Origin of the sequence: Blastococcus sp. CCUG 61487 (assembly GCF_005222955.1) — a bacterium.
GTDB lineage: Bacteria > Actinomycetota > Actinomycetes > Mycobacteriales > Geodermatophilaceae > Blastococcus.
In genome coordinates this window covers 15,499-28,295 of record NZ_LWUA01000014.1, presented here as the reverse complement: position 1 = coordinate 28,295, position 12,797 = coordinate 15,499, and the positions used below count along the sequence as shown (strand labels likewise).

General features: G+C 75.4%; 11 protein-coding genes. 8 read left to right on the top strand and 3 right to left on the bottom strand.

From position 1 onward, the window contains the following. Positions 1-54: 54 nt before the first annotated feature. Genes A6V29_RS01465 through A6V29_RS01450 form a run of 4 tightly spaced genes read left to right on the top strand, consistent with a single transcriptional unit; the run spans position 55 to position 2,955 of the window. Positions 55-351, top strand: coding sequence for a hypothetical protein (locus A6V29_RS01465; RefSeq protein WP_137158632.1), 297 nt, complete (start codon positions 55-57; stop codon positions 349-351). Then, the gene (locus tag A6V29_RS01460) at positions 348-1,742 is read left to right on the top strand and encodes a hypothetical protein (protein ID WP_137158631.1); all 1,395 of its coding nucleotides are present in this window, start codon (positions 348-350) and stop codon (positions 1,740-1,742) included. Before A6V29_RS01465 ends, A6V29_RS01460 begins: the two co-directional genes overlap by 4 nt. Beyond that, positions 1,739-2,338 carry a hypothetical protein gene (locus A6V29_RS01455; RefSeq protein ID WP_137158630.1) on the top strand — a complete coding sequence of 200 codons (600 nt, stop codon included), beginning with the start codon at positions 1,739-1,741 and terminating at the stop codon, positions 2,336-2,338. The genes A6V29_RS01460 and A6V29_RS01455 overlap by 4 nt, the downstream gene beginning before the upstream one ends. Continuing rightward, entirely contained in the window at positions 2,335-2,955 is a 621-nt protein-coding gene (locus A6V29_RS01450) for a hypothetical protein (RefSeq protein WP_137158629.1), read from the top strand. The genes A6V29_RS01455 and A6V29_RS01450 overlap by 4 nt, the downstream gene beginning before the upstream one ends. Before the next feature lie 12 nt (positions 2,956-2,967). Here the strand turns inward: A6V29_RS01450 and A6V29_RS01445 are convergent, their stop codons facing one another. Further along, positions 2,968-3,348: a DUF4190 domain-containing protein gene (locus A6V29_RS01445; protein WP_137158628.1), complete on the bottom strand. Its 381-nt coding sequence runs from the start codon at positions 3,346-3,348 to the stop codon at positions 2,968-2,970. A 183-nt stretch (positions 3,349-3,531) separates the two neighbouring features. On the opposite strand from A6V29_RS01445, the gene A6V29_RS01440 reads away from it, so the two are divergent. Together A6V29_RS01440 and A6V29_RS01435 are read left to right on the top strand one after the other, a co-directional pair. Next, positions 3,532-4,728 carry an acyl-CoA dehydrogenase family protein gene (locus A6V29_RS01440; protein WP_137158627.1) on the top strand — a complete coding sequence of 399 codons (1,197 nt, stop codon included), beginning with the start codon at positions 3,532-3,534 and terminating at the stop codon, positions 4,726-4,728. 90 nt (positions 4,729-4,818) lie between these two features. Then, entirely contained in the window at positions 4,819-5,760 is a 942-nt protein-coding gene (locus A6V29_RS01435) for a quinone oxidoreductase family protein (protein WP_137158626.1), read from the top strand. Here A6V29_RS01435 and A6V29_RS01430 read toward each other — a convergent pair. After that, positions 5,757-6,161 (bottom strand): hypothetical protein, encoded by a 405-nt coding sequence (locus A6V29_RS01430; protein WP_137158625.1) that lies wholly within the window; start codon positions 6,159-6,161, stop codon positions 5,757-5,759. The two genes, A6V29_RS01435 and A6V29_RS01430, sit on opposite strands and share 4 nt — an antisense overlap. Before the next feature lie 198 nt (positions 6,162-6,359). Here A6V29_RS01430 and A6V29_RS01425 point away from each other — a divergent pair, with 198 nt between their 5' ends. Continuing rightward, positions 6,360-10,700 (top strand): FtsK/SpoIIIE domain-containing protein, encoded by a 4,341-nt coding sequence (locus A6V29_RS01425; protein ID WP_137158624.1) that lies wholly within the window; start codon positions 6,360-6,362, stop codon positions 10,698-10,700. A 62-nt stretch (positions 10,701-10,762) separates the two neighbouring features. On the opposite strand, the gene A6V29_RS01420 is transcribed toward A6V29_RS01425, so the two are convergent. Then, entirely contained in the window at positions 10,763-11,059 is a 297-nt protein-coding gene (locus A6V29_RS01420; RefSeq protein WP_137158623.1) for a WXG100 family type VII secretion target, read from the bottom strand. 190 nt (positions 11,060-11,249) lie between these two features. Between A6V29_RS01420 and A6V29_RS01415 the strand changes: the two genes are divergently transcribed. Next, on the top strand, positions 11,250-12,791 hold the full coding sequence (locus A6V29_RS01415; RefSeq protein ID WP_137158622.1) for an acetolactate synthase large subunit: 1,542 nt from the start codon (positions 11,250-11,252) through the stop codon (positions 12,789-12,791). The last annotated feature ends 6 nt before the right edge of the window (positions 12,792-12,797 follow it).

Below are 12,797 nucleotides of genomic sequence, written 5' to 3'. Positions count from 1 at the left end.
CCGGCACCGCCCGCGTGGCTACGGTTCCCGGGCACCGACGACGGAGGAGGGCAGATGGCCGACCTGCGCTACAGCCTGGAGCTGCTCAGCGGGCTGGGGCGGGAGCTGACCTCGCTGGCCGACGCGCTGGACGGGACCGCCCGGCGGACCAGCTGGGACGCCGAGGACGTCGGTCACCGCCTGGTCGCCGACGCGCTGGACGGCTTCGCGGGCAGCTGGGACGACCGCCGCGAGCTGCTCACCCGGGCGCTGCGCGCCGTGGGCGCGATGGCCACCGAGAGCGCGGCGACGTTCCAGGACGTCGACGACCAGCTCGCCGCCGAGATCCGTGCCGTGCTGGAGCCGCGGTGAGCGCCCGCTCCGGCGAGTGGCACCTGCTGGGCCGCTCCCGCGATCCGGTGCCCGGTGAGCCGACCGAGGCCGACCGCCTCGCCCGCGGGTACGAGTCCACGGCCGACGACATCGCCCGGCTGGCCGGTCAGCTCCGTCGGCTCGCCCGGCTCGTGGGCTGGGAGGGCGAGGCCGCCGAGGCGTTCGGCGAGAGCGCCGACGACCTCGCGGGCGACCTGGCCCGGGCGGAGCGCCGCTACCGGGAGCTCGCCGCGGCCGTGCGCGGCTGGTCACCGCCGCTGGAGCGGGCGCGCGACGAATCGGCCGGCGCCCTGCGGGAGGCCATCGCCGCCGACGACGAGCGCCGCCGGTACGCCGCCGATCCGCTGGCCGGGGTGTCCGATCCCACGCCCGCACAGGTGGAGGCCCACCAGCGCCGGGATGCGGCGCGGGCTGCTGCGGCCGACCGGCTCCGGGCGGCACAGCACCGGCTCGACGCCGCCGTGGGCGCTCTGGACGATGCCGCGCGGCACACCGCCGAGCGGATCGGGGCCGCCGCCGAGCACGGCGGCGACAACCTCTGGGACGACGTCAAGGGCACCGTGCGGGACCACGCCGGCGTGCTCGCGGCCATCGCCGACGTGCTCGGCTACGTCGCGATCGCCCTCGCCGCGATCACCCTCGTGGTGGTCCTGCTGGTCACCGCACCCGCCTGGCTGATCGCCCTCGGGGTGGCGGCGGGCGTCGCGCTGCTGGCGCTGCACACGGCGTTGGTGGTGTCCGAGTCGGGCGAGGCGACCTGGACCGACGTCGGCCTGGACCTCGTCGGCCTGGCCACCGCCGGGCTCGGCGCGCGGCAGACCGTCGGGATGCGCAACGCCGTGGCGGGCCTGAGGTCGTCCGCCGCGGCGGAGGTCGGTGCCGGCGCCCGCGCCACGCAGGAGGCGCTCGAGCGGGGAGCGGCGAACCACACCCGAGCCGGCAACGCCTTGCACATCCGGAACCCGCGCAACGGGCTCCGTCTCTGGGCCCGGCGCTACCTGGACGAGGCCGCCGCCCGGGTGTCGGACGCCGGCGTCGAGGCGGCCGCGCGCGGGGAGGCCGACGCGGTCACCGACGCGCCGTGGCGCCTCCGGCTGCAGACCTTCGACCGGGAGATGGCCCAGCACCTGCTCGAGCTCGACCGGCTCGCCGCGCTGCCCGTCTCACCCGGCCTCCGAGCGGACCTGAGCGCCCTGGCCGCCCGCGAGGCGGCGACGCTGCCCTACGACCGGATCGGGCTGGCCGTCCACGCCACGGGTGGGGCCGACCAGCTCTCCGGCGACCTCGACGGACCCGAGTGGCTGCGGTGGAAGGCCGACGTCGACCAGACCTGGGCGGTCCGGCAGTGGCGCTCGGCGCAGGTGCCGTGAGCGGGCTGCAGATCTCGGTGCCCGGGCACGGCCGCTGGCTGCCCCTGCCGCTCGAGGGGGACGTCGACGCGCAGGCATCGGCCGCCGCGGCCGACCTCACCCGAGGGCGATCGGCCGACGAGACCGGGCACGTCGCGGCGCTGATCGCCGGCACCGCCCGCGTGGTGCGCCGCGGGGTGGAGCGGCCGGCGCGCCTCGGTATCCCGACGTTCCTCGCCTGGGCGCTGCTGCCGGTGCCCGGTGTGCTGCGACCGGGTCCCGTCGCGCTGCTGCGCGGGCTCCCGCTGGCTGCGGACGCCACGGACGACGAGGTCGTCGGCACGGTCGTCGATCCGGACGGCGAGCGCCAGGGCGACGTCGACGTCGGCACGCTGGGCACCTCCAGCGGCCGGGCGTGGACGGTCCGGTGGCGGCCAGTCGTCCGGGGCGACGACGGGGAGCGGCTGGTGCACGAGCAACACGCCGTCCTCTGGCCCGACCGGTCGCACGATCTGGCGATGGTGCTGTCGCTGTACCTCGTCGATCTCCTCGACGGCGCGGCAGCAGCGGCGCCCCTGCACGAACTCGCCGCCCGCGTCCGGTGGTCGCTGTCGTGAGCCCCGCCGAACCGGGTGCGGTGCGCGGCCGCGAGGCCGGATGGGGATGGACCCTGCTCCTGCCGCCGGGCTGGGCCACGATCCCGAGCGAGCCCATCGCGGGACGCAGGGCCGTCACGAAGCTGCTGGACCGCCGGCTCGCGCACCTCCCGCGGGACCGGGTCGTCCGCCTGCGCCGTCAGCTGGAGGCCGAGCTGCGCGGGCTGGTGGCCCAGGCCCGCGAGAGCGGCGCCGGCAGCCTGCACGCGCACCTCGCGCTGATGCGCGGCCTGCCCGTGTCCGCCACCTGCACCCCGGCCCTGCTGCGCGGTGGACCGGACGATCCCCGGCTGCTCGAGCTGCTCACCACCGCCCTCGACCGGGACGACGACGTCGTCGCGGTGGACGTCCGCCCGGTCGCCGGCCTGGCCGCCGTCCGCCGACGGCGGCACCGGCTGCTCCCCGTGGAGGGCACGGGCAGGACGGTGCGGAGCACCTCGGTGGACTGGGCCGTGCCGCTGCCCGACGGGGACGGCGCGCTGCTGCTCTCGTTCGCCACCGTCACCGAGCCCGTCGCGGAGGAACTGGTGCTCCTCTTCGACGCGATCGCCCAGTCGCTGGAGCTCGCGCCGTGCTGACCGTGCTGTCGCTCAGGGGGCGAAGCCGTCGTTCGCCAGCGCGATCACCGCGATGATCCAGATGACGATCATCAGCACGAAGAACGCGGTGACGATGCCGCCCACGATGACGGCGGCCAGCGCGAGGCCGTCGCCGTCCTCACCGGTCCGCTTGATCTGCCGGCGGGCGATGATCCCGGTGATCAGCCCGGCCGGCGCGAAGGTGAGCGACAGGATGAGCGCGACGATCGCCAGGGAGTTGGTCGGCCGGCCGTAGAAGGCCGGCGGCGGGTAGGGCGCGCCGGCGTGGGGCGGCTGGCCGTACTGCTGCCCGTACTGGGGCGGGGGGTAGCCCGGTGGGCCGTACGGGGGCTGCCCGGGTGCGGGCCGTGCGCCGTCGTCCGGACTGCTCATCGGATCTCCTCCTGCTCGTCGGCGGACGTCGGCCGGCCGGTCCGCGCTACTCCACCACGGGACGCGGGGTCCGGGTGCGAAGGGCACGCGGACGACCACGCGGACAACCACGCCGCGGAGGCCCGCACCGGGTGACTCATACTTCTCGGCAACTACGGCACCGGAGTCCCCGGGAGGAGACCGATGACCCGCCTGGCCCAGACCGCGGATCTGACCGACGTACAGCAGGAGATCCTGTCGACGGTCAGGAGCTTCGTCGACCGCGAGATCATCCCGCACGCGCAGGAGCTCGAGCACGGCGACATCTATCCGCAGGAGATCGTCGACGGGCTCAAGGAGCTCGGCATCTTCGGGCTGATGATCCCCGAGGAGTACGGCGGGCTGGGGGAGTCGCTGCTGACCTACGCCCTCGTCGTCGAGGAGATCGCCCGCGGCTGGATGAGCGTCTCCGGCGTCATCAACACCCACTTCATCGTGGCCTACCTGCTGCGCCAGCACGGCACGCAGGAGCAGAAGGACCACTACCTCCCGCGCATGGCCACCGGTGAGGTGCGCGGCGCCTTCTCGATGTCCGAGCCCGGCCTGGGCTCCGACGTCGCCGCGATCCGCACGAAGGCGACGAAGAACGCCGACGGCGACTACACGATCAACGGCCAGAAGATGTGGCTGACCAACGGCGGCACCTCGACGCTGGTCGCCGCGCTGGTGCGCACCGACGAGGGCGCCGAGCGGGCGCACGAGAACCTGACCACCTTCCTGGTCGAGAAGCCGGCCGGCTACGGCGAGGTCGTCCCGGGGCTCACCATCCCCGGCAAGATCGACAAGATGGGTTACAAGGGCGTCGACACCACCGAGCTGGTGTTCGACGGCTACCAGGCGAAGGCGTCAGACATCCTCGGCGGTGTTCCCGGCAAGGGCTTCGCGCACATGATGGACGGCGTCGAGGTGGGCCGGGTCAACGTCGCCGCCCGCGCCTGCGGCATCTCGATCCGCGCCTTCGAGCTCGCCATCGCCTACGCCCAGCAGCGGGAGACCTTCGGCAAGCCGATCGCGCAGCACCAGGCGATCGCCTTCCAGCTCGCCGAGATGGCGATCAAGGTCGAGGCCGCGCACCTGATGATGGTCAACGCCGCCCGGCTCAAGGACGCCGGCAAGCGCAGCGACGTCGAGTCGGGCATGGCCAAGACCCTGGCCAGCGAGTACTGCGCCGAGGTGACCACGCAGTCGTTCCGCATCCACGGCGGCTACGGCTACTCCAAGGAGTACGAGATCGAGCGGCTCATGCGCGAGGCGCCGTTCCTGCTCATCGGCGAGGGCACCAGCGAGATCCAGAAGACGATCATCAGCCGCGGCCTGCTCCGGGAGTACAAGCTCAAGTAGCCGCCGCAGCGCTGAACGCCAGAGGCCCAGAACCGCCCCGGTTCTGGGCCTCTGCGGTTCAGCGGGCGCCCGGTGGTGTAGTCAGGAGGCATGCGCGCAGCGGGAGTGATCGAGTTCGGTGGGCCCGAGGCCCTGCAGATCGTCGACGTCGAGCCGGAGCCCCTCGGGCCCGGCCAGGTCCGGCTGGCGGTCCAGGCCGCGGCGGTGAGCCCGACCGACACCCACGCCCGATCCGGCGCCTACGCCGGGCGCGACCCCGTGAAGACGCCGCCGTGGGTCCCGGGCATGGACGTCGCCGGAGTGGTCACCGAGCTCGGCGAGGGGGTCGACCACCTCGAGGTCGGCGACCTCGCGATGGGCATCGTCGTCCCGTTCGGTCCCTACGGTGCCTACCGCGAGGACAAGGTGCTCCCGGGTGACTCGGTCGTGCGTGCGCCGAAGGGGGCCACCGCCGTCGAGGCCTCGACGCTGCCGATGAACGGGCTCACCGCACGCCTCTCGCTCGACCTCATGGGCCTGCAGCCGGGCCAGGTGCTGGCGGTGACGGGTGCTGCCGGCGCCTACGGCGGCTACGTCGTCCAGCTGGCCAAGGCCGACGGGCTCACCGTGGTCGCCGACGCGTCAGAGGCCGACGAGGAGCTCGTGCGCGGGCTCGGCGCCGACCTCGTCGTCCGCCGTGGGGACGACGTGGCCGACAAGATCCGCCAGCACTACCCCGACGGCGTCGACGGGCTGGCCGACGGCTCCGTGCAGGACGCGCTGGTGCTCCCGGCGGTGAAGGACGGGGGAGCGGTGGCGACGGTGCGCGGCTACCGCGGCGCGGGGTCGGGCCGCGACGACCTGCGGTTCTGCCCGACGCTGGTGCGCAAGGTGGCCGAGGACCGGGCGGCGCTGGACCGGCTGCGCCAGCAGGTCGAGGACGGCGTCCTGACCCTGCGCGTCGCCCAGACCTTCCCGGCCGAGCAGGCCGCGGACGCGCACCGCATGCTGGAGCGCGGCGGCGTCCGCGGACGGTTGGTCCTGACCTTCTAGCGTCGGGCCTGGGTCGGGAGCCAGACCGCCAGGCCCATGATCAGCATCGCCAGCGGGATGTGGATGATGACGGCCGCGTCGCCTCCGTCCATGCCCAGCAGCATGTTGACGAGCAGCAGGACGAACAGCAGCGCAGTTCCGACCAGCACCGCGACGCGGTGGCGCAGCCACACGAACGCGGCCACCGTGGCGAGGAAGGCGAGCAGGACCGTCGCCTCGCCGCCGTGCTGGTGCACCGGAGCCCAGGTGTCGTAGTCGCCGCGCATGAACAGTGCCGCCCAGAGGGCCTGGAGCAGGACGCCGAGGGAGGTCAGCCCGACCAGGGCGCTGTGCGTGGGGTGCACGCGGGGCCGCGTGGGGTCGGTGCGGGTGCTGGTCGTCGTCGGGGTGGCGTCGGCCATGGGGGTCTCCTCGGTCGGGGGCGAACGGGGTCGAGTCTGCCGCGTCACCCCTGCGCATCGGGCTGACGGTGCCCTCCCGGGCGCGTTCGGCCTGTGGACAACCGCGGCACGGGTGCGCGGGAACGTGCGAAGGTCCGCTCCGCAGTGCCTCCGGAGCCCTGCGGGCGAGCGCCGGCCCGACTCGGCGGTGGAGGTCGCGTGCGCATCCAGCTCAGCGTCGCGCGCGCCGCGGGCGAGCTGGTCGACGTCGTCCTCGACGCCGACGACGGCACCCCGGTCGGGGACGTCGCCGCGGCCCTGGGCCGCGCGGTCGGCTCGCCGGTCGACGGGCTCTTCCTGGCGGGCCTGCGGCTGGACGACGAGCACCCCGTGGGGGAGTCACCGCTCGTCGACGGCAGCGTGGTCCACCTCGGCGCAGTCGCGACGCCGCCGCGGTCCGGGCGCGGCTGGCAGCTGCACGTCGTCGGCGGGCCCGGCAGCGGGCAGGTCGCTGAGCTGCCGATCGGGGTCCACGAGCTCGGCCGCGGCACGGCCATCGCGTTCGTCGACAGGTCGATGTCCCGCCGGCACGCCGTCCTCACCCTCACCGTCGACGGCGCCACGCTGGCCGACCTCGGCTCGGCCAACGGCACCGAGCTCGAGGGCCGGCCGGTGGGGGAGGAGCCGGTTCCCCTCGCGGCGGGCCAGGTGTTCCGGCTGGGGGCCACCCGCCTGGCGCTCGTCCCCGCAGCGACCTCCGACGCCGCCGTCGAGCCCGACGGGCCAGGCATGCGGGCCTTCGTGCGAGCTCCGCGGTTGCTGCCCGCGCGGCGGGAGGTCCGCATCCAGCTGCCTCGGGAGCCGGAGGCGCGCGAACCCCGCCGCTTCCCTCTGGTCCTGCTGCTCGCCCCGCTGGTCATCGGCGTCGTGCTGGCGGCGGTGCTGCGCTCGCCGCTGTACCTGGTCTTCGCCGTCGCGAGCCCGGTGATGATGGTCGGCACCACCGTCGCCGACCGGCGGCACACCGCCCGGGCCGACCGCCGGGCGCGCGCGGAGTACGAGGCGGAGCTCGCGCTCGCCCGCGAGCGCATCACCTCCGCGCTGGCCGCGGAGACCGCCCGACGACGGGCCGAGCACCCCGACGCCGCCCGGACCGTGCTCGCCGCCGTGCTCCCGGGCCGACGCCTCTGGGAACGCCGGCGCACCGACCCCGACGCCCTCGACCTGAGGTTGGGCACCGCGGACCGCCCCGCGGAGCTCGTCGTCACCCGGCGCGGCTCGACCGACGAGCCGGAGGAAGCGCCCACCGTGCACGCGGTGCCCGTCGTCGTGCCGCTGCGCGACGCCGGCGTCGTCGGCCTGGCGGGTCCGGCAGCTCCGCTGGCCGGGCTGCTGCGCTGGGTGGTCCTCCAGCTGGCCGTCCACCACCCGCCGCGCGACCTGGCGCTCACCCTGCTCGCCCCGCGCGCCGGTACCGACTGGACGTGGATGCGGTGGTTGCCGCACGCCCGCCCGGCCGACGGGGAGGGACCGGTCGCGTCCATCGGCAACGACCCCGACACCGTGGCCGCCCGGGTCGCCGAGCTGGCCGCGCTCGTGAGGGCGCGTCGGGAGCAGGCCGCGGCCGGCGGCGGCCGATTGTCGCCGGAGTCCTTCCGGGCGCACGTCGTCGTGGTCCACGGGTTCCGCGCTCTCCGGGTCACGCCCGGCCTGGCGCAGGTGCTGCAGGACGGGCCGGACGTCGGGGTCTACGCCATCTGCGCGGACGAGGAGGAGCGGTTCCTGCCCGAGGCGGCGCGGGCGACGGCGGTTCTCGATCCCGAGGACGAGACGGTGCTCGAGGTCCGCCGCAGCGGGCACGACCCGGTTCCCGGAGTGCTCGCCGAGCCGGTCGCCGCCGGGCCGGCGGAGGCGGCCGCGCGGGCGCTGGCGCCGCTGCGGGACGTCAGCGTGGAGGACGACGACGCCGTCCTGCCCGACAGCGTCCGGCTCCTCGACCTCCTCGGCATGGAGCCGCCCACGGCCGATCGCGTGCGCGCCCGGTGGCAGCTGGAGGGAGGCACCACGCGGATGGTCGTGGGTGCGGGGCTCGAGGGCCCGTTCACCCTCGACCTGCGCACCGACGGCCCGCACGGGCTGGTGGCCGGCACGACCGGCGCGGGCAAGTCCGAGCTGCTGCAGACGATGATCGCCTCGCTCGCGGTGGCGAACCGGCCGGATGCGCTGAACTTCGTCCTCGTCGACTACAAGGGCGGCAGTGCGTTCGCCGACTGCGTGCGGCTGCCGCACACGGTCGGCATGGTCACCGACCTCGACGCCCACCTGGTCGAGCGCGCGCTCACCTCGCTGGGCGCCGAGCTGCGCCACCGCGAGCACCGGCTGGCCGCGGCCGGCGTCAAGGACGTCGACGACTACGTCGACCTGCAGGCGCGCGAGCCCGGCCGGCCGCCGCTGTCCCGGCTGCTCATCGTGATCGACGAGTTCGCCTCGATGGCCCGCGAGCTGCCCGAGTTCGTGACCGGCCTGGTCGACATCGCCCAGCGCGGCCGGTCGCTGGGCATCCATCTGATCCTGGCCACCCAGCGGCCCAGCGGTGTGGTCTCCCCGGAGATCCGCGCCAACACCACCCTGCGCATCGCGCTGCGGGTCACCGACGGCGCCGAGAGCACCGACGTCCTGGACGCCCCGGACGCGGCGCGGATCCCGAAGTCGGCGCCTGGGCGCGGGTTCGCCCGGCTCGGTGCGGGCGGGCTGCTGCCCTTCCAGGCCGGCCGGATCGGTGGCCGCCGCCCCGGCACGCGACCGACCGTCGTCGCCCCGCCGTTCGCGGCCCCGCTGTCCTGGCACCAGCTCGGCTACGCCGCACCGTCCCGGCCGGCTCCGGCGGGGCCGTCCTCCACCGGGGAGGTCACCGACCTGTCGGTGCTCGTCGAGGCGGTGCGGGAGGCGGCCCTCGCCGAGGGGGTGCCCGCGCAGCGCCGCCCGTGGCTGGAGCCGCTGCCCGAGCGGCTCCTCCTGGCCGATGTCGACGCGCCCGGGCCCACGTCACTCCCGCTGGGGCTGCAGGACCTGCCCGACTCGCAGCAGCGACGCCCGGCCACCTTCGACCCGTCGACCGACGGGCACCTGCTCGTCATCGGCTCACCCCGGAGCGGCAGGTCGCAGCTGCTGCGCACGCTGGCCGGCGCCGCCGGAGCCCGCTGCTCGTCGGCCGACCTGCACCTCTACGCGCTGGACTGCGGCAACGGCGCGCTGCTGCCGCTGACCGACCTGCCGCAGTGCGGCGCGGTCGTGACGCGCACCCAGCCGGACCGGGCGGTGCGGCTGCTCGACCGGCTCGTCCGGGAGCTGGAGCGGCGCCAGCAGGTCCTGGCCGAGGGCGGCTTCGCCGACGTCACCGAGCAGCGGCGGCGCTCCGCACCCAGCGAGGAACGGTTGCCGCACGTCCTGCTGCTGCTCGACAGGTGGGAGGGGTTCACGACGACGCTCGGCGAGGTGGACGGCGGCCGGCTGACCGACGTCCTCCTGGCGATCGTCCGCGAAGGCGCCTCGGCGGGGATCTCCGCGGTGATCACCGGCGACCGCTCCCTCGGCAGCTCCCGGCTGGCCTCGCTGACCGACAACAAGCTGGTGCTGCGGCTAGCCGACCGCGGTGACTACCCGCTGATCGGCGTCAGCGCCCGGCAGGTGCCCGATCGCATGCCCCCGGGCCGCGCGATCACGGCGGCCGGCGCGGTCGAGACGCAGATCGCCCTGCTGGCCGACGACGACTCCGGACAGGGTCAGGCGGCCGCGCTCGCCGAGATCGCGAAGGAGGCGCACGTCCGCGACGCGCTGCTGCCGCGGGCCGCGCGGCCGTTCCGGGTCGACGTCCTGCCCTCGCGCATCTCGTTCGAGGACGCCTGGGCGCTCCGGCCGGCGATCCCCGGGTCCCGGTTCGCGCTGGTGGGCGTGGGCGGGGACGAGCTCGCCGGCGTGGGCCCCGACCTCGGCTCCGGGAGCCCGGCCTTCGTGGTCGCCGGTCCGGGGCGCGCGGGGCGCAGCACGGCGCTGCTCGGCATGGCCGAGTCGCTGCTGCGCCAGGGCACCGCCGTGGTGATCGGCGCACCCAAGCCCTCACCACTGCGCGACCTGGCGGGGCGGCCGGGGGTTCTCGGCGTCGTCACCGACGCGGCGACGGAGGCCGGTGTCTGGCGGGCGCTGCTGACCGCGCACCCGGACGGGCCGCTGGTCGTGCTGCTCGACGACGCCGACGTGCTGCGGGACTGCCCGGCGTCCGACGTGTTCCGCGACGTGCTCGAGGGCTCTGCCGGGCCCGACCGCGCCCTGGTGCTCGCCGGCGACGCCGACGGCATCTGCACCGGCCTGTCCGGGTGGCAGGTGCTGGCGAAGCGGTCACGGCAGGGGCTGCTGCTCTCGCCCCGCGCCACCCTCGACGGCGACCTGATCGGCGTACGCCTGCCGCGCGGCGCCGTGGGCCGGCCGGTGCAGCCCGGTCGCGGCCTGCTGCACCTCGGCGACGGCGCGCTGCTGACCGTGGCCGTGCCCACGGCGCCGTAGGACCACCCGGACACGACGGAGGCCGCCCCGCGCCTGCGGGACGGCCTCCGGGGGATGAGAGGTCAGCGACCGAGGGCGCCGGCCAGCTGGGTGTCGGCGTCGCGGAAGGTGGCGGCGGCCTGGGTGAGGTACTGGGCCATGCCGTCGAGACCTCCGACCATGTTGCGGGCGCCGGTGGTGAACTCGTCGTAGGAGGCCTGGAAGCTGCGGCTGGAGCTGTCGGTGACGTACCCCTCGGCCACGAGCTGGTCGACGAGGCCCTTGAGCTGAGCGAGCATCCCGTCGATCTCGGTGCGCCCGTGGGTGAGCCGGCCGGCCGCGTCTTCCATCTGCTGGTAGGTGACGTTCACGTTCGCCATGGGGGATCCAATCGGTGAGGCGGTGCTCGGCCGGCACCGGCGGAACAGGCGGGACGAGCAGGACAGGGCTGGACGCTAGCCAGTTCCGGCGCTCCGCCCGGGCGTTGTCCACAGGCCCCGGACGCCGGCCGACGCGCGGCGCAGGCACCCGCGGTGGATTCCGTCCGACCGACATGCCAGGGTCGGGCTCGTGAACGGCGCACAGGCACTGATCCGGACCCTGGTCGACGCGGGCGTGGACGTCTGCTTCTCCAACCCCGGCACCTCCGAGATGCACTTCGTCGCGGCGCTGGACGACGTGCCGGAGATGCGCGGCGTGCTCACGCTCTTCGAGGGCGTCGCCACCGGCGCGGCCGACGGGTACGCCCGCATGGCTGGGCGGCCGGGCGCCACGCTGCTGCACCTGGGCCCGGGCATGGGCAACGGGCTGGCCAACCTGCACAACGCGCGCCGCGGCCGCACGCCCATGGTCAACGTCGTCGGTGACCACGCCCGCTCGCACAAGCGCTACGACGCCCCGCTCGAGTCCGACATCGACGCCGTCGCCGGCACCGTCTCCACCTGGGTGCGCCGGTCGCTGTCCCCGGCCGACGTCGCCGCCGACGCCGCCGAGGCCGTCGCCGCCGCGCGGCAGGGCGGGGTCGCCACGCTGATCCTCCCGGCCGACGTGTCGTGGGAGGAGGGTGCCGAGCCCGCGACGCCGCTGACGGTCCGCCCGGCTCCGCGCGTGGCCCCGTCCGTCGTCGAGGAGATCGCGAAGGTCGTCGGCGCCGGTGAGCCGACGGTGCTCTTCCTCGGCGGCGACGTGATGGCCTCGCCCGAGGGCCAGCTGGCCGCTGCCCGGGTCGCTGCCGGCACGGGCGCCCGGCTGGTGGCCGAGACCTTCCCGGCGCGCAGCGCCCGGGGCGCCGGCCTCCCCGACCTGCACCGACTGCCGTACCCGCCGGAGATGGCGATGGCCGCGCTGTCCGGCACCAAGCACCTGGTGCTGGCCGGGACCACCGCGCCGGTGCACTTCTTCGCCTATCCGGGGCTGCCCGGCCAGCCGGTGCCGGAGGACTGCACGGTGCACGTCCTCAGCGCGCCCGGTGAGGACGGCGTGGCCGCGCTCGAGGCGCTCGCCGAGCTGGCCGCACCCGGCGCGGAGCCGCAGGTCACGGAGCGGGAGACCCCGGAGCTGCCGAGCGGCCCGCTGAACCCGCGGTCGATGGCCGCCGTCGTCGGCGCGCTCCTGCCCGAGAACGCGATCGTCGTCGACGAGGCGCTGACCTCCGGCGCGGGGCTCACCGAGATGACCTCCGCCGGCCCGCGGCACGACTGGCTGTCGCTGACCGGTGGCGCCATCGGTGACGGGCTGCCGACGGCGCTCGGCGCGGCCGTCGCGTGCCCCGACCGGCCGGTGATCGGCATCCAGGCCGACGGCAGCGCGATGTACACGATCTCGGCGCTGTGGAGCTACGCCCGCGAACAGGCGAACATCACCACGATCATCTGCGACAACGGCTCCTACGCCATCCTCGAGCACGAGCTCACTCGTGTCGGCGCCGCCAGCGACGGGGAGCGGGCGCGCAAGCTGCTCGACCTCACCGGCCCGGGGCTGGACTTCGTCGCGCTGGCGCAGGGCATGGGGGTGCCCGCCACGCGGGCGACCACCGCCGAGGAGCTGGCCGACCAGCTGCGGGCAGCGCTCGCCGAGCCCGGCCCGCACCTGATCGACGCCGTCCTGCGCTGACCCGAT